Source organism: Clostridium sp. C105KSO13, from assembly GCF_001517425.1.
Taxonomy (GTDB): Bacteria; Bacillota; Clostridia; order Lachnospirales; family Lachnospiraceae; genus Muricomes.
Map to the genome: position 1 here is coordinate 36996 of NZ_FBWL01000160.1, position 20149 is coordinate 57144.

General features: G+C 44.3%; 20 protein-coding genes. 5 read left to right on the forward strand and 15 right to left on the reverse strand.

Annotation, left to right across the window (positions count from 1 at the left end; translation table 11 throughout):
- Nucleotides 1-131 precede the first annotated feature (131 nt).
- The 4 genes from BN3456_RS06685 to BN3456_RS06700 form a co-directional block, all read right to left on the reverse strand.
- The gene (locus BN3456_RS06685) at nt 132-893 is read right to left on the reverse strand and encodes an ABC transporter ATP-binding protein (RefSeq protein WP_089983365.1); all 762 of its coding nucleotides are present in this window, start codon (nt 891-893) and stop codon (nt 132-134) included.
- The gene (locus BN3456_RS06690) at nt 890-3343 is read right to left on the reverse strand and encodes a hypothetical protein (protein WP_141654504.1); all 2454 of its coding nucleotides are present in this window, start codon (nt 3341-3343) and stop codon (nt 890-892) included. Before BN3456_RS06690 ends, BN3456_RS06685 begins: the two co-directional genes overlap by 4 nt.
- 250 nt (nt 3344-3593) lie before the next feature.
- Nucleotides 3594-3845, reverse strand: a complete 252-nt coding sequence (locus BN3456_RS06695; RefSeq protein ID WP_089983367.1) for a hypothetical protein — start codon at nt 3843-3845, stop codon at nt 3594-3596.
- A gap of 257 nt (nt 3846-4102) precedes the next feature.
- Nucleotides 4103-5335 carry a transglutaminase domain-containing protein gene (locus tag BN3456_RS06700; RefSeq protein WP_089983368.1) on the reverse strand — a complete coding sequence of 411 codons (1233 nt, stop codon included), beginning with the start codon at nt 5333-5335 and terminating at the stop codon, nt 4103-4105.
- Between the two features lie 117 nt (nt 5336-5452).
- Here BN3456_RS06700 and BN3456_RS15870 point away from each other — a divergent pair, with 117 nt between their 5' ends.
- Nucleotides 5453-5629, forward strand: a complete 177-nt coding sequence (locus tag BN3456_RS15870; protein ID WP_176699127.1) for a hypothetical protein — start codon at nt 5453-5455, stop codon at nt 5627-5629.
- An 83-nt stretch (nt 5630-5712) separates the two neighbouring features.
- On the opposite strand, the gene BN3456_RS06705 is transcribed toward BN3456_RS15870, so the two are convergent.
- The 10 genes from BN3456_RS06705 to BN3456_RS06750 form a co-directional block, all read right to left on the reverse strand.
- Entirely contained in the window at nt 5713-6969 is a 1257-nt protein-coding gene (locus BN3456_RS06705) for a peptidoglycan-binding protein (protein WP_089983369.1), read from the reverse strand.
- An 89-nt stretch (nt 6970-7058) separates the two neighbouring features.
- Nucleotides 7059-8093, reverse strand: a complete 1035-nt coding sequence (gene rseP / locus BN3456_RS06710) for an RIP metalloprotease RseP (RefSeq protein WP_089983370.1) — start codon at nt 8091-8093, stop codon at nt 7059-7061.
- 3 nt (nt 8094-8096) lie between these two features.
- A complete protein-coding gene (gene dxr, locus BN3456_RS06715) occupies nt 8097-9239 on the reverse strand; it encodes a 1-deoxy-D-xylulose-5-phosphate reductoisomerase (RefSeq protein WP_089983371.1) in 1143 nt (380 codons plus the stop codon).
- 22 nt (nt 9240-9261) lie between these two features.
- The gene (locus BN3456_RS06720) at nt 9262-10071 is read right to left on the reverse strand and encodes a phosphatidate cytidylyltransferase (protein WP_089983372.1); all 810 of its coding nucleotides are present in this window, start codon (nt 10069-10071) and stop codon (nt 9262-9264) included.
- Nucleotides 10064-10780 carry an isoprenyl transferase gene (locus tag BN3456_RS06725; protein ID WP_089983373.1) on the reverse strand — a complete coding sequence of 239 codons (717 nt, stop codon included), beginning with the start codon at nt 10778-10780 and terminating at the stop codon, nt 10064-10066. The genes BN3456_RS06720 and BN3456_RS06725 overlap by 8 nt, the downstream gene beginning before the upstream one ends.
- A gap of 136 nt (nt 10781-10916) precedes the next feature.
- Nucleotides 10917-11468, reverse strand: coding sequence for a ribosome recycling factor (gene frr, locus BN3456_RS06730; RefSeq protein WP_089983374.1), 552 nt, complete (start codon nt 11466-11468; stop codon nt 10917-10919).
- Between the two features lie 13 nt (nt 11469-11481).
- A complete protein-coding gene (gene pyrH, locus BN3456_RS06735; RefSeq protein WP_089983375.1) occupies nt 11482-12177 on the reverse strand; it encodes a UMP kinase in 696 nt (231 codons plus the stop codon).
- A gap of 33 nt (nt 12178-12210) precedes the next feature.
- Complete coding sequence (locus tag BN3456_RS06740; RefSeq protein WP_089983376.1) at nt 12211-13782, reverse strand: ClC family H(+)/Cl(-) exchange transporter; 1572 nt, start codon at nt 13780-13782, stop codon at nt 12211-12213.
- Nucleotides 13783-13817: 35 nt separating this feature from the next.
- Nucleotides 13818-14495, reverse strand: a complete 678-nt coding sequence (locus tag BN3456_RS06745) for an LrgB family protein (RefSeq protein WP_089983377.1) — start codon at nt 14493-14495, stop codon at nt 13818-13820.
- Complete coding sequence (locus BN3456_RS06750) at nt 14495-14860, reverse strand: CidA/LrgA family protein (protein WP_347457931.1); 366 nt, start codon at nt 14858-14860, stop codon at nt 14495-14497. The genes BN3456_RS06745 and BN3456_RS06750 overlap by 1 nt, the downstream gene beginning before the upstream one ends.
- 215 nt (nt 14861-15075) lie before the next feature.
- On the opposite strand from BN3456_RS06750, the gene aroF reads away from it, so the two are divergent.
- From aroF to pdaA, 4 genes are all read left to right on the forward strand, one after another.
- Nucleotides 15076-16089 (forward strand): 3-deoxy-7-phosphoheptulonate synthase, encoded by a 1014-nt coding sequence (gene aroF, locus BN3456_RS06755; protein WP_089983378.1) that lies wholly within the window; start codon nt 15076-15078, stop codon nt 16087-16089.
- Nucleotides 16090-16170: 81 nt separating this feature from the next.
- Nucleotides 16171-17226: a 3-dehydroquinate synthase gene (aroB, locus tag BN3456_RS06760; protein WP_089983379.1), complete on the forward strand. Its 1056-nt coding sequence runs from the start codon at nt 16171-16173 to the stop codon at nt 17224-17226.
- 31 nt (nt 17227-17257) lie between these two features.
- Nucleotides 17258-18082, forward strand: a complete 825-nt coding sequence (gene aroE / locus BN3456_RS06765) for a shikimate dehydrogenase (RefSeq protein WP_089983380.1) — start codon at nt 17258-17260, stop codon at nt 18080-18082.
- Nucleotides 18083-18184: 102 nt separating this feature from the next.
- Nucleotides 18185-19012, forward strand: a complete 828-nt coding sequence (gene pdaA, locus BN3456_RS06770; RefSeq protein ID WP_089983381.1) for a delta-lactam-biosynthetic de-N-acetylase — start codon at nt 18185-18187, stop codon at nt 19010-19012.
- Between the two features lie 97 nt (nt 19013-19109).
- Here pdaA and BN3456_RS06775 read toward each other — a convergent pair whose 3' ends face one another.
- Complete coding sequence (locus BN3456_RS06775; RefSeq protein WP_089983424.1) at nt 19110-20096, reverse strand: diaminopimelate dehydrogenase; 987 nt, start codon at nt 20094-20096, stop codon at nt 19110-19112.
- Nucleotides 20097-20149 lie beyond the last annotated feature (53 nt).

The window sequence follows — 20149 nt, forward strand, 5'->3', positions numbered from 1 at the left end:
AACCATCTCGTTATAAAACCCCTGGAAATATGCGTTTTCCAGCAGCATTCATGATGCGGTTAATTCTTTCCTTCTCATACCCATAAGCTAAAACGGTCTCATTCCTTTAGATATTATAACGTACCCTTTTCTTATAATACTTCCATCTTCTCCAATATCCGCTGATAAAAGGACTCATCTGTTTCGTTCTTTTTTAATGTTTCCAGTATGACTCCGTCTTTCAGTAATATAATCTTCTCACAGCGTGACGCCATCTTGGGATCATGGGTCACCATAACAACTGTCTTCTCATATTCCTGATTGATTCTCAGCAGTGCATCTATCACTATCTTTCCTGACTTTGTGTCCAGATTTCCCGTAGGTTCATCTGCCAGTATCAAATCCGGATTGTTGATGAGTGCACGGCAGATTGCCACTCTTTGTTTTTCTCCGCCTGACAGCTCATAGGGATCCTTTTCGAGTAATGTATCAATCTGGAACTGCTCTGCCATTCGTTTGGTTCTTTCAGCCATTGTCTCTGATTTTTCCTTATCCAATATCAAGGGGAGCATAATGTTTTCCTTTACGGACAGACTATCCATCAGATAGAAGTCCTGAAACACAAACCCTATCTGCTTTCTTCTAATATCGGCAAGCTCATCTGAATGAAGGCCCTCTGTATCTTTTCCCATAAACTTCAAAGTGCCGTCTGTCTGCCTGTCAATTAAACCAAGCACCTTCAGTAAGGTTGTCTTGCCACACCCGGATTTTCCCATAATCCCGAGGAAATCCCCATTCTCCACCTGGAAGCTGATGCCTTTCAATACCTTGATATCGTCCCTCTCTCCATTCGAAGATTGCTTCTCATAATTTCTTATTAGCTCATTTACCTCCAGCACCTCTGTTTCTCTCATTCCGCCTGCCTCCATATCCATTTTTTCATCTGAAAGTACCAGAATATCCATATTCCCAGATAAATAAAATACACAATCATGCCTGTGTGTATAAACATACTCACCTCTGCGGCACTATAAAGTCTTGCCTTCACTGTGAGTGCTGCAAACACTGCTCCCCCGCAGGTTCCAATCAGTAGAGGGAACGCCACAAACGGTTTCATCTGCCCTGCCAGTGCACGCTTTATTTCTTTTTCCCTCATGCCAAGCTTTTTCAGGAAAGTGTTCTGCCAGCTTATTTCCTTTATTTCAGACTCCAGCTTCACATAATATTGGAACAATCCCATAACAGTCAGTAAGAGTACCGTAAACAGGTATACCAGCTTCCTGAAAAATATTTCCGTTCCGGTATCCACCATCATCTGCTGTTTCCCGTAGAATTGATGAATGGATTCATCCCACTCTCTGTCATACGCATATTTCTTTTCCAGGTACTGCATACTTTTAAGCAGGCCGGCATATTCCTTTTCCGGCACAGAAAAGCAAATTAAATTGGTCGGACCCTCCGTCATATTGGAAGTATGACTTGCTGTATAGGTTTTCCATTCATCCCAGGAAGCATTCTCCCGCTCACTCCACTGCTTGCCATTATAGGAAGTAATTTTATGATACTCCTGTTCAAAATAAGCGTCATTAAAGACAATCAGACTATCCTCCATCCCCTGATGAAATGCACCGGTCAATATATCCCGTTCCTCACTTTTCACCTTCCAGATTGGGAAAACATTGTCTATATCATCTGTATTATAAAATGTAAGGGGTTGTCCAATTCTCAATCTCTTTTCAAGCCTGGCCGTATCCCAGTCAATGGTATGGGCTTTCACAGACAGATCCTGCTGATATACTACATGTATCTCTGGACCGGACAAATTCAGATCTTTCGGAACCTCTCCCACAGCCTCCTTCAGATCCCGGTAGGTTGATTCAGAAATAGCTATATGCTGCCCCTGAGGCCATTGGATTGGCCGTGCTGGTCCCCAGGATTTCAATTTGTCGCTCCCGTACACGGAAGTCATACGAAACATAGGATACACTTCTTCTTTCGCATTATGCTTCCCCGCTATATCCGCAAGGGTTTCCGTGTCCGCATCATAAGCGGTACAGACAATATCGTAGGGATATAGATCTGCTGTATTCTGTTTCACAAAAGCTCCTGTGAGCTGCACAGCAAATACAGCCAATATAAAAAATTGGATTACGGATAGATAAAACAAATTCAAAAAACTCTTCTTATACCTGTAGTAAAAGGGACGGCTGGAAATCAATTTCTTATTGTATCGGTTCCTGTCTCTTTCTAACCTGTTCAAATAAAGTATTATACCTCCGGCCAAAAGAAATAAAATCCCCAGCACACTGAAAATATGGATATACATACTTTCTGCCCAACTTCTTAAAGAGTACCACAATATTCCCATAGCAGCAAATGCAATACCGATGCCAATGAGCAGCGGGGCATACTTCCTGCTGCGCTTTTCTCTTTGTACTTCTGCATTCATGTCCGTAGAACGGGCAAGACTCAATATATTCTCCTGATTTAAGCCCAGTGCCAGAATCAGGGCAGTCAGATATCCCGCTATGCCAAGACCAATTGCTTTGCCGCTGACTACAGAGCCAAGCACAGTTTTCACTCCATTATGAAAAAGACTGGTCTGCCAGATTTCCTTGATAAGATAAGATATGCTGCCTCCAAGTACCAATCCGGCTGCACCCGACAATAAAGCATTTATCCCAAATACAATAGCAGACATCAGATAAACTGTGCTGCTGCGCATCCCAAGAATCGTAAACAGACGAATGGACTTTTTCTGCTCCCGGATATAGCAGGAAACAATCATCGTCAGCATCAGAATCAGAAGAACAAACATCAAAATCCCTGCGTGCAGAAAAATCTTCACAAGCCCATTTCCGAACAGAATGTCTTCTTTTTCGTGAACGCCTGTAAACAGGCTGTACATTGTCAGCATGATATAGATGCAGGCTGATGAAAGAACTCCGCCTGCCTGCAGGATTCTCTTACCATACTTTCCGTAAGTATCATTCTTTCGAACGATTCTAAAAAACTCTGCCGGATACCTTCCTGGGAAGTAGCGCACCCTTCTTTTCTCTTCCTTCTCTTCCCGCTCCCGTGTTTTCTGCTCCTCATAGGCTGCATTGATTACATCCCGCTCCTCCAGCCAGCGTCCACCCATATAATCAACAACAGTCAATAGGACATTTATCAGCAACCAGGGTTGAAGTGAGATATACATAGGCAAAACATATCCCAGCAATCCTGCCATTGGCAGAAATGTAAAGACCCGTTGATTTTTCTTCTTGATAAGCCAGAGAGAGCGGATCAAATAAAGAGTACTAATGGCAAAAGCGGGAATTAATAAATACAGACTTATGCTCTCTTCTCCACTTTTGAACATAGAGCCTCCTTCTCGGAGGTTAAAAATTATATCCCATGTAGAATAATACCCGTCAAATATTTCATATTTTTCGAAAAAAACACTTAAAAAAATTAAAAACCCAACGACAATCCTGAAACGCCGTGCCTTTTGTTCTGCCTTCATTTTTCCCCATTCCTGGCAGCACAATGCCCCTTTTCAATAGGATCAATCCTGCTAAAATTCCTATAAAAAAGGAGCCTTGCTTTTTACCGCCTGTTAAACTTAAATACTATACCGATCTGCCAGTCCTCTGTTTCTTTTTATCCGGATTTATAATTCTGGCCGAAATACACAGTACCATAACCAATAAAAGTATCGTAATCATGCCTGCTATTACAAACGTAGGAATCACTCTTTGCCCCGGCATTTGTGGAATTCCGGACCATGCAGCTGCAGCTAGAAAAACCCCAAATAAAGTGAGCAAACCATATATCCATCTCATAAGGACTGCATGCGTACTTCTCTTCTTGTCATCAGACATTTCTCCACCTCCAAACTTGTAAGTGTTTCGAGTTAACTTCTATAGGATAATTATACTCTAAAACTCTGATTTGCATAGTAAATTACGCAGTTTTTGAAAAATATATATTTGACACTGCTTGAAAGCGGTAGGCGGCTGGTCCTTCTTCAGAGGGACTGAACCCTCTGATTACATAGAACTCTCCGAAAGGGGAAATCTGAGAAAGGAGGGCCACTTTTATGCGTGATTTTGACTTTATTTTAATGTTCTTTCTTTTTCTACTGGTAATTCCAGAAAATGGTAATCTTATCCATCACGTCATCTTCCACATAAGTATACTGCACTGTCTCCAACTCATAGTGCTCCAGCAGATTCTGGGCTGCATTCTGCACCAGACCGTTAAGGATACCGTCGTGGGCCTGCTGATACAGTGTGTCACTGGCAAATTTGCATGTGAAGGAGCTCTCCTTTTTATAGATAGTCTGGTTCATATCCTCGAGAAGCTGTTCCGGATGAAATTCTTCGTAATACATACCGTTTAATTTATAGTAATTTAGATCCATAGAACTGCAGGCCGGATAGCTGACTTCTGTGTCCATGGTATGATTTTTCAAAATCTCCGCGTCACTGCAGCAGAGGTAATCGTAATTGGTGCTTTTATCAGGTATATTTTCCCCGCTCTCGGCCTCAAGAAACACAGGATCTCCAAAGGTAACATCCATCTGATAATACTGCCCGCCGCATTTCACGATATTCCATGCATGTGCTCCCTGTTCCGGAATCGTTCCGGTCACGTAAATGCATTCTATACCCAGCTTTTGCAGAAGGTACTGGGCTGCACGGGAATAGCCGGCACACACAGAAGATTTTCCCACAAGGGCGCTGTAAATATTCTGATTGTCCGGGGCTTCCAGATTGTAGCCTACCGTATCCACAAGATACTCAAAAATATATCTTACCTTATCATACTCTGTCATTTCACCGGTGATTCCGGATAGGCAGTCGTTTACTGCTTTATCTATCCGCGATTGTCTCTGTTTCTTTTCCTCCCCCGTATACAGGTACACCGGCTGGATTTCCGAATAGTCCGCATAGCTTGTCATTTGCATTTCACCGCCGCACCAAAACAGCTCCGGTCTGTCGCAAAAAATGAAACTGCTGACTTTCTTGAGAGTCTCCACATTCGACGAATGCACATATATGGAGTCTGAAGATTCCAATATTCCCTGATAAATTTCAGTATAAAGCTTCTGCTCCTCATTGGTCAGCTGCTGATAATAATACCCGCCTGTCATGACATCATCGGGTACTTTGATTTCTTCAAAGGGTACGCTCTCTTCATGTCCCGCCTGCAGCTTCACAGTCTCAACAACCTCTTTTGCGGATATAAATATTCCGGGAAACTGTTTTAACGCTGCTGTTCCCATACCTGATAAAATGCAGATTATAAGTAAAGCTCCAAGGAATGTCAGCATTTCTTTTCTTTTTCGTCTTTTTCTTCTATTCGCCATTTTTCGTCCTTTTCTTTCCCGTTATGCACAATTATGTGTTATGATATTAATGCGTTGTTTTTTGACATTCAGCAAAATATCAATGAGATAGTGCACTAGGCAGGGAGGGTGATGCAAATGATGCATGTATTTTATTGCATAAAATGTAAAAGGTACCGCTTTACCAATAACCAGTCAAACGCATTTTGCTGCGGTCAGGCAATGTATCTTGTAGATGTCGCATTTACGGAATTTGTTCAAATGAATAAAGAAGAAAGGGAGAATTACCTTAAAATTTACTCCCTGGCTGAGTAAACGCACAGGGAGGCCGCCACATCAGTGTTCATGTGGCAGCCTCGTCAACAATATACCAACATCCCTCTGACTGCTATCAGTTTTTAAGCCAACTCTGCTATTCTGGATACAGCAACATATATCTCGGATATTTTATACCATGTACTGTAGTCTACCGTCCCTGACTGGGGCAATCCAAAAATAGACTGAAATACTCTTACAGCATCTGCCGTTGCCGGTCCGTATACCCCATCCGCAGTTACTCTGGGGATCGCGGGATACGCCCCAGCTATAGTATTAAGCTGCTCCTGTATCTGTCTTACTTTGTCTCCGCTGGCTCCATTTTCCAGCAAATATCCCGGCCAGGAGGACGGAACCCCCGATACTTCCGGCGCTAAGTTGATATACATATCATCTCCGTAAAAATGACGCAGTATCTCAATCGCTGAATATCCCTCCTCACCGAGAGACATGGAACCCCACTGTGTAAGCCAGCCGGGGCAGGTTACACGGCGCCCGTCACAGTATTGTGTCAGGATAGGCTGCCTGACATTTGGCCTGGACAAATAGTTTGCGAATACCTCATCCACAATCAGCGAAATCGTATTGAAATAATTTCTTCCGGACATCCACTTGTGGTCGAATGCCGTGGAGGATGTAATTGTAAAGTTGTATCCTTTGTTGCGATACCACTCAGTGTAAACACGATTCAATGTAAAGGACATAATCGCCAGGACATTTGCCCGTATACTATTTTCCGGCCAGGTGGCATAGACTTCACTGGAAGCTACATTTTTAATGTAATCTCTATATCTCACATAGTAGTTCTGTGCGGTAGTATCCGAAGGTACACCGTCATGCACAACGATAAATTCCGGCACCACAACTCTGCTCAACACAATTTCACCAGTTTCATTTACGGGCTTTATCTCGTCCTCCGGGATCTTCGGTGGGTATTCCTCATACAAGGTGTGCCCCGGTATCACAAAAATTTCTGGGTTTTCATTTTCCGGACGCATACTTATGTTCTGAAGTGCCGTCACATTCGCCAGAATCTGTGCACCTGATATACTTATAGGTTCGAAGCCAGGAGCCGTGATATTCAATGTATATTCCGAATAAGGCTGCTCCTCCACTGTAGGGTCAAGGCTGTACTCCACAGGAGGTGTGTTAAGCTCCAGTGTTTCCGTCTGTCCGGAAGAATCTGTTGAAACCTGTTCCAGTGTGCTGTCCGGATCGCCTGTGTAAGATATGGCTACTGTTGCATCTGAAATGGGAAAAGATGTGCTTTCCGATGTTACATTTACCTGCAGCTTTCCCTTGTCAACAGCATTTTCCTGCATCGCTTTTAAAGCATTCATTGCTTTCCTCACAAATAGAATCATCTCTATTATATATATGCGGGATTCTAAAAAAAGTGCAGAAAACTTTACTCTGTGTGCCCCAACTTTTAGAACAATCGGCGGATGTCATTAAACATAATTACCGCCATCAATACCATCAACAGTGCGAAACCTGCAAAATGTACCATACCCTCTTTCTCCGGTGATACTCTTTTTCCGCGTATAGCTTCTATGATTAGAAACACCAGCCTGCCCCCGTCCAGTGCCGGTATAGGAAGTAGATTCATAACTCCCAGGTTGGCCGAAAGCAAAATGGAAATATTCATTAGATTCAGTATGACAACGGACCAGCCTGCCGGGGCGGATTCTTTGTACATATCATCCATAACATCCACAATCCCTACGGGTCCAGACATCTGCTTAATTCCCACTTGCCCCGTCACAAGAAGTCTTAATGAATCAAATGTATAATCTATCCAGTATTTTACTGTATACCCGCCATATTGGAGGGACTTTATTACGCCTGGCCTGGTATTGACACCACTGCTTCTAATTCCAATTCTTTTAAATGAATCGCCTTCCAGCTGCCTTTGTTCCAGAGTTGCCTCATGCTCCTGCCCGTCTCTCTCATAAGTAACTTCCACAGAGTCTGCATCTGTATGCATTAGGTTGTACAGGCTTACCTCACGCCAGAGATGAATATTCTTTCCGTTTAGCTCCGTGATCACATCGCCTTTTTGCATTCCCTGCTCTGCAGCCGAGTAGCCCTTGTCTACCCCGTCAACCACCGGAGCATCATATCCGATCCAGGCAACCATAATTACAGAGAGTACAAATGCCATGATAAAATTAAATATCGGGCCTGCTGCAATAACCGATATTCTCGCCCAGACAGACTTGGAGTTAAAGCTCCCCTCGGATTTGTCGTCCTGGTCGTCCTCCCCCATCATACATGCTCCGCCAAAAGGCAGAAGCTTCAGGGAAAACATTGTTCCTCCGATTTCTTTTCCTATGAGTGTAGGACCAAGTCCCAATGAAAACTCATCCACACGGATGCCATTTAATTTTGCCAGAGTGAAATGTCCCAGCTCATGGAATATAATAATCACACTGAACAAGATAATTGCTAAAAATATGCCCATATATTACCACCTGTTTTTAATAAATTCATATGTTGCCTGTTCTGTTTTTAGTATCTCTTCTACAGAAGGGTTCTCAAGATTCTTATGTTCTTCCATACATGCCTGTATGATTGCAGGAATCTGCAGGTAAGGGATTTTCCTGTCCAAAAACAGGGCAACCGCCTTTTCATTAGCTGCATTTAAGACTGTTGGAAGAGAGCCTCCCTTTCTTCCTGCCTCAAAGGCCAGCTTCAGCCCATAAAATGTCTCCATATCCGGTTTTTCAAAAGTAATCTGGGATAATGCTCCAAAGTCCAGCCTTTTTCCAGGCAAATACCGTCTTTCAGGGTAATACAGAGCATACTGTATGGGCAGCTTCATGTCCGGCGTTCCCAGTTCTGCGATAATCGCACCGTCCTCATATTCCACCATGGAGTGAATGATGCTCTGAGGCTGGACAACCACCTCCACCTGATCTGCAGTTACACCAAAGAGCCACTTTGCCTCAATGACTTCCAGCCCCTTGTTGACCATTGTGGAAGAATCTATTGTGATCTTGCGGCCCATTTTCCAGTTGGGGTGCTTTAAAGCATCCTCCACCTGAATATTTTCCAATTCAGCCCTTGTCTTTCCTCTGAAGGGTCCTCCCGATGCAGTTAGCAGAATCTTGTGAAGGGATTTTTGCTGCCCCCCCTGAAGGGATTGGAAAATGGCGCTGTGTTCGCTGTCTACAGGGAGAATTGAACTCCCATACTCCCTGGCAAGAGGCATAATAATGTGCCCTGCTGTCACCAATGTCTCCTTATTGGCCAGAGCAATATCTTTCTTTGCCCGAATAGCCTCGATTGTAGGAAGTATTCCAATCATCCCCACAATCGCCGTCACCAGAATCTCTGCCTCCGGTTCAACAGCCACCTCGAGAAGTCCATCCATACCTGATACCACCCTTACGTCTATATCTTTTACTTTTGTTCTCAGCTCACCGGCCTTCTCTTCGGTCCATACTGCGGCCAGTTTCGGATGGAATTCCCGTATCTGCTCTTCCAAAAGGGCAATATTGCTTCCTGCTGCCAGTGCACAGACTTTAATATCTTTGTTTTCCCGTACAACTTCCAACGTCTGGGTACCGATAGAACCAGTGGAACCCAGTACCGCAATCTTCTTCATATGCAAAACCTTTCTCCTGCATTTACAGCAGGATTGTCAAATAGTAAATCATCGGTGCGGTAAATATTACACTGTCAAATCTGTCAAGAATCCCGCCGTGACCCGGTATCAGTTTCCCGTAGTCTTTTATATTATGATTTCTCTTAATTGCGGAGGCCGCCAGATCTCCAATCTGTGAAACAACGCCTCCGATTCCGCAGATAACCGCAAATCTCCACACCTGTGTGCCTGCACCTGCCCATGTATTGATAGCCATTGCATAGAGTGCACCAAGCAAAGCTGCTCCTGCGATACCTCCAAGGGCCCCTTCAACAGATTTCTTTGGACTTAGTTTAGGTGCCATTTTGTGCTTCCCCATGAGCATCCCCACGCAGTAGGCACAAGTGTCACATCCCCAGGAGCATATAAATACAAGCCACACTGTAAATATCCCCCGCGGAAGTATGCGGATCTGATAGATGTAGGACAGCATGACCGCCACATAGAACATACCGAAAAATGCCGCAAGTATCTGTTCTGTCCTGTATTTTGGAAAGGAGAACACAAACACTCCCATGGTGCAGATTAAGAATATCATGAACAGGAAAATAAACCAGTCTAGATTTCTTGACAGTACAGGATTTAAATAAAGCAGAATATAGTAAACCATAGCCGCCGCATATCCGCAGATTCCAGGCGCTTTTGTCTTAATATCAAACACCTTGTAGAATTCCGTCAGGCCTATGAGGCTGATAATAAACATTGTGCCAAATAAAATGTTGCCGCCGGTAACCACTGTAATCAGTGCAAGGATTATCAATAGTATTCCACTAAAGAGCCGTGTTTTAAACATGCTGTTCCTCCTTTACTCCTCCAAAGCGTCTGTCTCTGCTATTATACTGCTCAATAGCTTTTTCCAATTCCTTTTTTGTAAAATCCGGCCACAAAACATCTGTAAAATAAAATTCCGTGTATGCCAGCTGCCAGAGCAGATAGTTGGAGAGCCGCAGTTCCCCGCTTGTGCGGATTAAAAGATCGGGGTCAGGGATTCCGTGAGTATCCAGATATTCTTCATATAGGGTTTCATTGATATCTTCTGGGCAGACCTTACCCTCCGCACAGTCCTGGGCAAGTTTTTTCATCGCCCTTATCATCTCATCACGGCTGCCGTAATTAATCGCAATGGTAAAGTTCAGTCCGTTGTTATGTTTACTTGCTTCTTCAAGTTCTGCAATTCTGCCCTTAATATCCTCATCCAGAGCAGCAATATCTCCGATCACCCGAACCTTCATATCATTTTTCTCCGCTGTTTTCAGACTCGTCTTCATATAATTGCGGAGCAGTTTCATCAGTGCGTCCACTTCTTTTTTGGGACGGTTCCAGTTCTCTGTAGAAAATGCATACACTGTCAGGTACTTTATTCCCATGCGCCAAGCTTCTTCACAGATTTTTTCCACGTTTTTACTTCCCTGTGCGTGACCGTAGTTTCTCGGCATCCCCCTGGACCCGGCCCAGCGGCCGTTGCCGTCCAATATGATTGCCACATGCTGTGGTACTTTCATCTGTATTTCCTCCCCATCAACAAAAGAGAGGCTGTGTATCACGAGCCCCTCTTATCTTATAACCTGCCCGCTAGTGTATTGTCTCATTGACTTTTGGTAAGCAAGCTATTTTGCGAAATATCAATGAGACAGTGCACTAGACAGTCAGTACTTCTTTGGATTTCACTTCCACAGCTTTATCCACTTCAGCAATGTATTTATCAGTAATCCTCTGGAGTTCCTCTTCCAAATCTTTGATACCGTCCTCAGATATCTCACTGCCTTTTAATTTTTTCAATGTTTCATTACCGTCCCGGCGGATATTGCGTATTGCAATCTTCGCAGCCTCGCCTTTTTTCTTCACATCTTTTACAAGTTCTTTCCGCCGCTCCTCTGTCAATTCCGGGAATATAAGTCTGATCGTACTGCCGTCATTGGTCGGGTTAATTCCAATATCGGACATTAAGATTTCCTTTTCAATTGCCTTGAGAAGGCTCTTCTCCCAGGGCTGTATCTGAATCATGCGGGCTTCCGGCACGGAAACATTGGCAACCTGCTGCAGCGGGGTAGGTGTTCCGTAATACTCCACAGTCAGCTTATCCAACACATGAGGATTGGCGCGGCCGGCTCTGATTGAAGCCAGTTCACTGTTCAGATTGCTGATTGTCTTTGTCATCTTCTCATCATACACTTTTAATTTTTCATCCATGTCCATGTCCTCCCTATACAGTTACTTTCGTTCCGGTAAATGTCCCGCTCATAGTCTCAACAATACTGTTCTCTTCATTCAAGCCAAACACAAGCATTGGCAGCTTATTCTCGAGACAGAGAATCGAAGCTGTCAGATCCACTGCCGCCAGTTTCTGGTCAATGACCTTCTGAATGGAAATCACGTCATACTTCTTTGCCTCCGGATTCACCTTTGGATCACTGTCGTAAATCCCATCGATGGCTTTTGCAAGCAGCATGGCGTCTGCCTCTATCTCAATTGCGCGCAGCACGGCTCCGGTATCGGTTGAAAAGTACGGATGTCCCGTTCCCCCCGCAAAAAAGACCACTTTCCCTTCCTCCAGTGCAGCATTTGCCGCATCTTTGGAAAATAATGTGGTAAACGCACCACATACAAAGGGTGTAAATATCTCTGTCTTCATGCCGACATGGCGGAAAATATCAGATACATAAATGCAGTTCATAACCGTAGCAAGCATTCCGATCTGATCTGCCTTTACCCGGTCTATTGTCTCGCTGGTGCGGCCTCTCCAGAAATTGCCTCCTCCGGTCACTACAGAAACCTGGATTCCCTCATCCACAAGCTGTCTGACCTGCCTGGCCACACCGATGCAGGTGGCTTCATCAAAGCCTGTCTTCTTATCCCCTGCAAGTGCCTCTCCACTCAGCTTTAACAATATTCTTTTCATAGATTCTAACTCCTTCAAATTCTGTTGTATAACCTAATAGGAAGTATAACATAACTTTTCCATTTTGTCATGCATATATCCGGCATCTGTTTCATCTGTCATCACCGTCAGTACATCCCCGATCATCAGCTTTGTCTTTCCCTTTGGAATCTGCTCTTTTCCATCTCTTTTAAGTGCAATCAGAAGGCAGTTGTCCGGCCAGTTAATATCCTGCACCCTCTTCTCCGCCAGTACGGAACCGTTCATAATTTTAAATGCATCCAGTACCTTCTGCCCGGAACCTTTCACATTGGATACCGGCTGTTTTCCCTGATTCTGCAAAATACGATCCAGAAGGCTTTCGTATATGGGTTCAGATTTCAGCAAAGTTGCCACGATATAGGCTGTGACGGACACCACAGCCAGGGACAAAAGCTGACTCACCGAGCCGGACATTTCAAAGAGGAGTATAATGCCCGTAATAGGTGCTCTTACAATGGCTGTAAAGTATCCCGCCATGGCAAGCAGAATAAAGTTATTTATATAGACCGGATCTAGTCCGAAAAGTTCCACTCCTGTCATAGCAAAAGCACCGCCTATCATGGCTCCCATTATCAGCAGCGGAAAGAAAATGCCCCCCGGTGCACCGGAGCCGAAGCTGACTGTCGAAAACAGGAATTTTATGACAAAGGTCAGTACAATCAGACTCAGGATCATTTTCCCGTCTGTAAGTGTGACAATCAATTCATGCCCGCTGCCCAGAACAGATGGCATAACAAGACCTAAAATTCCCGCAGCCATAAAAGCAATGATGATCCTGCCTGTCTCATTTAGAAATTTAGGCTTCTTATATAAATCCTGTACTTTGAGCATGGCCCAGTTGTAAAAGACACCCATGACGCCGCAGATAATACCAAGCAGAAGAAGCATCCAGTAATAGTTCTGCGGCAGTGCTTCCTTTAGCTTGAATCTGAAGACCGGATCCAGACCGATTATGTGAGAGCATATATAATCAGATGTAACGGATGCCGTCATAACGGATATCATAATGGATACAGAAAAGCCTTTGTGGATTTCCTCCAGAGCAAACATCATGCCGGCCAGAGGTGCGTGAAACGCAGCCGCAAGTCCGGCACTGGCTCCGCAGGTCATTAGAAACCGCTCTTCTGTCTTATCCCTGCCGAGGAGCCGGGATAATCCTTTTCCCGTCATTGCTCCCAGCTGGATGGAGGGACCTTCCCGGCCCAGAGACAGACCGGCAAACATGCAGAGAAAACCGCCGATAAATTTTGCCGGAAGTACCTTTTCCCACTTTTGAATAAATTTTCCCGTCACTTCTCCCTCCACCTGAGGGATGCCGCTTCCAGAAATCATGGGCTCCCATGTCACAAGTCTGCCGACAATACATGCCATGATAAGTAATGCCAGAAACCATACAAAAACTCGTGCAGGATGCCCGCTGATATATTCCAATATAGCGCTCAGCCATCTGCCTCCGTAGGTGAGGGCAACGCGGTATAAAAGCACAAGCAGGCCGCCTACAGCTCCTGTCAGAAGTCCTTCGCCGATTAGAATGATCGGAAAGCGCTGCGCCCTTTTTATTGTATATGAGGTATTGTTTTTCAAAATATTCTCCTCCTCTCAAATCATATCCTGGTTTGTCAGATGAACATGGTAAATATTACCGTTGTCACTCCGCAGATTCCGATGGCGAGTCCACTCATGGCTCCTTCCACCTCACCGATTTCAACGGCTTTGGAGGTTCCGATTGCATGGCTGCATGCACCGATTGCCAGTCCGGCCGCCACAGGGTCAACCACTCTGAAAATCCGGATCAGCAGGGGGGCCATAATACTTCCCAAAATTCCCGTGATAATTACCGCAACCACAGTTACAGGCACAACTCCCCCATGTGCCTGAGCCACACTTACCGCTATGGGGGTAGTAACCGATTTGGGCAGCATAGACATCGTTAGTTTTTGATCCAGTCCAAACAGCCTGCACATACCATAGACACTTGCCATAGATGCAAGTGAACCTGCGATACACCCCATTATAATAGGAAACCAATATTTCTTCAGGATAGTAAGTCTTGTATAAACAGCAACCGCCAGGCATGCTGTTGCAGGTGCCAGAAACATGTTGATAACCTGACCTCCCTCGTTGTAGGATTCATAAGGAATTTTAAAAATAAGAAGCACAGCGGTGACAAGTACAATGGCAATAATCAAGGGATTACAGAGTGCAGACTTTGTTTTCTGCTGAAGTTTTACCCCGATTCCAAAGGCGATTACACTCAGAGCCACACCGAAATAAGGGGATGTACATAAAGCCAGCATTATTTTCCCCCCCGATCTACCAGTTTCATGGTCCACTTTACCGTATATGCAGTTACGGCAAAAGTGATCACGGTAGATACAATACAGATGAAAATGAGCTGCACCACACTGCCTTTTAGTACGTTAAAGTAGTTTATTATACTTACTCCCGCCGGTATAAAGAAAAAAGCCATATTTTCCAGCAGGAAATCTGCTTTTTCCTGGATATGCTCGATTTTGAGATTCCCTGTCAGCAGGCAGATGAACAAAAAAAACATCCCCACGACACTTGGCGGAAAGTCAATCGGAAGCCTGTCCGCAATAACCTCACTGAGCCAGCAAATCGTAAAGATGATGCCGATTTGTTTAATAATTTTCATTTCCATTCCTCAATTCTCTTGTTTTTCATGCGTAATTTTATGCAACAGTTCAGCCATGTGAACTGTTACAAGTTTACCTCGCCCAAGCTAAATTGTCAACGCAGGAGTATTGACATTCAGCTTGGGATGTTTTATGATACAGATGTTTTCACGCTTTAAACAACTAAAATTTTTACTTGAGTTATGCAGTATAAATCCATTGAGATTGGAGGCTATAGATTATGATTATTGTATTAAAACCACATACGCCTGAAGAAAGCATCAAGCGTGTTGAGAATCTCATCATTAAAAAGGGCCTGGAAGCCCATATTGTCAGGGGCCAGGAAATGACAATCATCGGCTGTATCGGCGATACAACCGCTATCGACCCGAAATTATTTGAAGTAGATGAATGGGTGGACAAAGTGATGCATGTCCAGGAACCTTATAAGCTGGCAAACCGCGCCTTTCACCCCGAGGATTCCATCATTGATATATCCGGCGTAAAGGTCGGAGGAGGCCATCTTGCACTGATTGCCGGTCCCTGCTCCGTAGAGTCTTCTGACCAGGTTATGGAGATTGCAAAAGCGGCAAAAGCTTCCGGGGCCAACCTGCTTCGCGGCGGTGCTTTCAAGCCGCGCACCAGCCCTTACTCATTCCAGGGGCTTGGACTGGACGGTCTGGACATCCTTTATGAGGTAAAACAAGAGACCGGACTACCCATTGTTTCAGAATTAATGTCTCCCCAATATCTGGACGTTTTCAATGAAAAGGTAGACTTAATTCAAATAGGAGCAAGAAATATGCAGAATTTCGATCTGCTCAAGCAGCTCGGACAGGTTGACCGTCCCATTCTCTTAAAACGGGGACTAAACGCTACTTATGAAGAATGGATTATGTCCGCAGAGTATATCCTGTCTTCCGGCAATAAGAATGTCATCCTCTGTGAGCGAGGAATCCGCACTTTTGAGACCTATACAAGGAATACCTTAGATTTGCAGAGCATACCTGTTCTGAAGAAAAAGACACATCTTCCGGTCATTGCAGATCCAAGCCATGCCGGTGGAAAGTGGTGGCTAGTGGATCCAATGGCGAAAGCTGCAATTGCAGCCGGAGCTGATGGGCTAATGATTGAGGTCCACAATGATCCGGAAAACGCATTGTGCGATGGAGTACAGTCCCTAAAGCCTGGAAAATATGAAGAATTGCTGCAGCAGGTTAAGCAAATTGCTGCACTTGTCGGAAAAACTGTGTAGATGGTTCGCAAGGGGGGGCAGACCTTTTTCAATGGGGTCTGACCCCCTTGCAGGTCTTTTTGTATAGGAGGGAGAATTTTTTTGGAATTAACAGTTAATTTAGGGAAAGAGAGTTATTCTATTTATGTTGAACCTGGAATTTTAAGAAATGCAGAATTATATATTTCTCACATTTTTAAGGGAAAGCGCATGATGATTATATCTGATGATCATGTTTATCCGCTGTACGGTGAATCTTTGATTAAAGCTCTTTCTTCCTATGAGTGTCACAGCCTTGTCCTGCCCCACGGGGAACTGACAAAGAGTTTTCAGACCCTACCACAGATATACAAAGCTTTGCTGGAAGAAAAGATTTCCCGCAGTGATCTGGTCATCGCCCTGGGAGGCGGTGTCATTGGGGATTTGGCAGGATTTGCGGCAGCAAGTTATTTGAGAGGGGTTATGTTTGTACAAATACCCACTTCACTTCTTGCACAAGTGGACTCTTCAGTGGGCGGGAAGGTTGCCGTAGATTTGCCACAGGGGAAAAATCTGGTGGGTGCCTTTTATCACCCAAGATTAGTTTTAGTAGACCCGGAAACGCTGGACACGCTGCCTGAGCGTTACATTACGGACGGCATGGGCGAAGTTATTAAATATGGTTGTATCAGGGATGAAGCCTTATTCAACCTGTTAAATTCTCACACTTCCTTTGCGGATTTAAAAAGTCAGCTTACCTCCATTATCTGTCGCTGCATTGATATTAAACGTTTCATTGTGGAGGCCGATCAGTTTGATACCGGAGAACGCATGCTCCTGAATTTTGGACATACTCTCGGCCATACAATCGAGCAGTATTATCACTACAAAAGGGAAAGTCATGGGGAAGCTGTTGCGATTGGAATGTATCAAATCACAAAAATAGCTGAAAAAGCAGGGTTGACACCAACCGGACAGGCAGAAAAAATTTATCGCATTTTAAAAACTTATGGTCTTCCCTATGAATGCGGACTGCCTGTATCTGTACTTACGGATGCCATCAAGCTTGACAAAAAAAATCTGGATGGGCGCTTAAACGTAGTGCTCCTTCATAAAATAGGCGACAGCTATGTGTATCCCACCAGTCTTGATTTTTTCAAAACAGATGGAATAATTTAAAGCAAAAGTAATTTAAAGCGGAGCGATTAATATGAAAACGAAAAATGTATTACATTTTGGATTAATGGGGGAAAAGCTGGGACATAGTCTTTCCCCTGAAATCCATGAGGATTTATTAAGGCAGCAAGGCATTGCCGGAACTTATAAAAAGTATGAGATGGATCACCGGGAGACCCTTCATGTAATGGAGTTTATGGAAGAAAATCATATTCTTGGCATGAACGTAACAATTCCATATAAGGAAGTAGTCTGTGGGCTGCTGGATGTGCTGGATTCCCATGCAAAGGAAATAGGTGCTGTCAATACAATTCTCCTCAAAGATGGTATCTCCTGCGGCTACAATACCGACTACCTTGGGATGATCAGTATGTTTTCCAAGGCCGGGATTGCTTTAGAAAACCAAAGTGTCGTAATTCTCGGCTCCGGAGGGGCCGCAAAAGCTCTGGTCTACGGTTTTCATATTGCCGGGGCTGCCTGGATAACAGTGGCTGCCAGAAATAAAAGAGCAAAAGAACAGCTGCAGAAACATTTTCCCTATATTCACACCTGCAGTTTAGAAGAAATTCCGGCTGGTGATATTATAATCAATACCACCCCTGTCGGGATGTATCCCAACACAGGGAAAAGTCCTGCAGATGCCTCCGTTATCAAGAAATTCAAAGTTGCCGCAGATATAGTATATAATCCTTTGGTAACCGAGTTTCTTAAAATTGCCCGGGATGAAGGCCTGCAGACTGTGACCGGATTAATGATGCTGGTTGATCAGGCTATCGGCTCGGAAGAAATCTGGCTGAATAAAAAGCTAGATTACAATATGGGAAATCATATACACGATGAATTAGCCAGAAAATTCTGACAATGAACAGCAAGGGGGTCTGACCCTTTTGCGGTCCGTTGTCAGAATTTTTGCATTGTTTTGGGCATACACTGTAATAATAGTTAAGATTATGGTGATGCAATGAAAATTAAATTAAAACACACACGACTTCTGAAGCGAGGGGGGAAATTGGTTCTTCTCTTTGCCGCCGCATTCCTCGTCGGGCATGGAGTCGGAAAAGTACAGGAGCACTTTTTCCCGGAAGCGATTGCTACTTCTGCAAACGGGGAGGGAAACTGGGGCTTAAGCTTTCAGGAGGATGGAAAAGCTCCTGTTGCCAATGCAACTGCCGAAGATTTAAAAAAATTTGATGCATATTATATCGGAGATCCGAACGAAAAGGTACTCTATCTAACCTTTGATGCAGGCTACGAAAATGGCAACACTGCCCCCATACTGGATGCCTTGAAAAAGCATAATGCTCCAGCCACCTTTTTTGTGGTAGGAAATTTCATCTCCTCTGAACAGGAGTTAATAAAAAGAATGGCAGAAGAAGGACACACAGTAGGCAACCATACATACCACCACCCCGATATGTCCAAGATAGCCTCCAAAGAGGACTTTCAAAAAGAATTAGGAGATGTGGAATCCAAGTACAAAGAAATTACCGGGCAGGAAATGACTAAATATTACCGTCCGCCCCAAGGTAAATACAGCGAAGCCAACCTGGAGATGGCAAAAGAATTAGGATATAAAACCTATTTTTGGAGTCTGGCCTATGTGGACTGGTATCAAGATAAACAGCCTACAAAAGAAGAAGCCTTTGAAAAACTGTTGGGCAGAGTCCACCCCGGTGCAATCGTACTGCTCCACAGCACCTCAAAGACAAATGCAGAAATCCTCGACGAGCTTCTGAAAAAATGGGAAGAAATGGGATACACCTTTAAAGCACTGGATGAGATTTCTTAAAAAGGGAACCAATAGGGGGACTGACCCTTTTGAATGCCGTTTTTGCAATTGTTTCAAACAATTGCGAAAACGGAGCTCAAAAGGGTCAGTCCCCTTTTTACAGTAGTTCCGCTCTCAATTCTTCTGCTGTCTTCATGGAAAGCAGAGCCGGTGCGATATCGAATACCGTTTTTGCTCCGGACTCTCCTTTTTTTGACAGGCGGTATGCCGCCCTTGCGTAGCATACCAGGACACTGGCAGTGAATTCGGGATTTGAATCCAATTTTAATGAGTACTCTATTACATGCTTACTACCTTCTTTTCCTGTTTCCCCGCTTCTGATAACAAAGCCGCCGTGAGGCATTTTACTGTGATTTTCTTTCAGCTCTTCTTCTGTAATGAAGCTGACTGCCGTGTCATAATCCGAAAAATAGTTCGGCATGTTCTTGATTGTTTTTTCTATTTCTTTCAGGTCGGCTCCTTCTTCCGGCACAACATAACATTCTCTCCAATGTTTTTCTCTTGTTGTAAATTTCGGTCCGCAGCCGCCTCTTACTTTCTCTATGGCTTCCTCAACCGGAACAGTGTACTGGATCCCGTTCTTCACACCCGGCACCCGGCGGATTGCGTCGGAATGCCCCTGACTTACACCTTTACCCCAAAAGGTGTAAGTATCTCCTTGTACAAGGATCGATTCTGCATAAAGCCTGTTCAGTGAAAACATGCCGGGATCCCAGCCTACGGAAATAATTCCTACATTGCCGCCTTCTTTGGCCGCCGCATCTACATTTGCAAAATATTCCGGAATCTTTGCGTGTGTATCAAAGCTGTCAATTGTATTAAAGTTTTTCGCAAGCTCAGGTCCCATCACCGGAAGATCCGTGGCAGAACCGCCGCAGAGAACCAAGACATCAATATCCCCTTTCCAAGATGATATCTCATCCATATGCACGATCGGAACACCCTCTGTCATGATTCCTACTGTCTCAGGTGCACGTCTTGTGAAAACAGCTTTCAGTTCCATATCTTCGCTTCGCTCTACGGCAAGCTCAACTCCACGCCCTATATTGCCATATCCGGCAATTCCAATTCTTATTTTTTCCATTGTATACCCTATATATTTCCTTTCCATTAATTACGTTCATTGCAGTTCAGCCA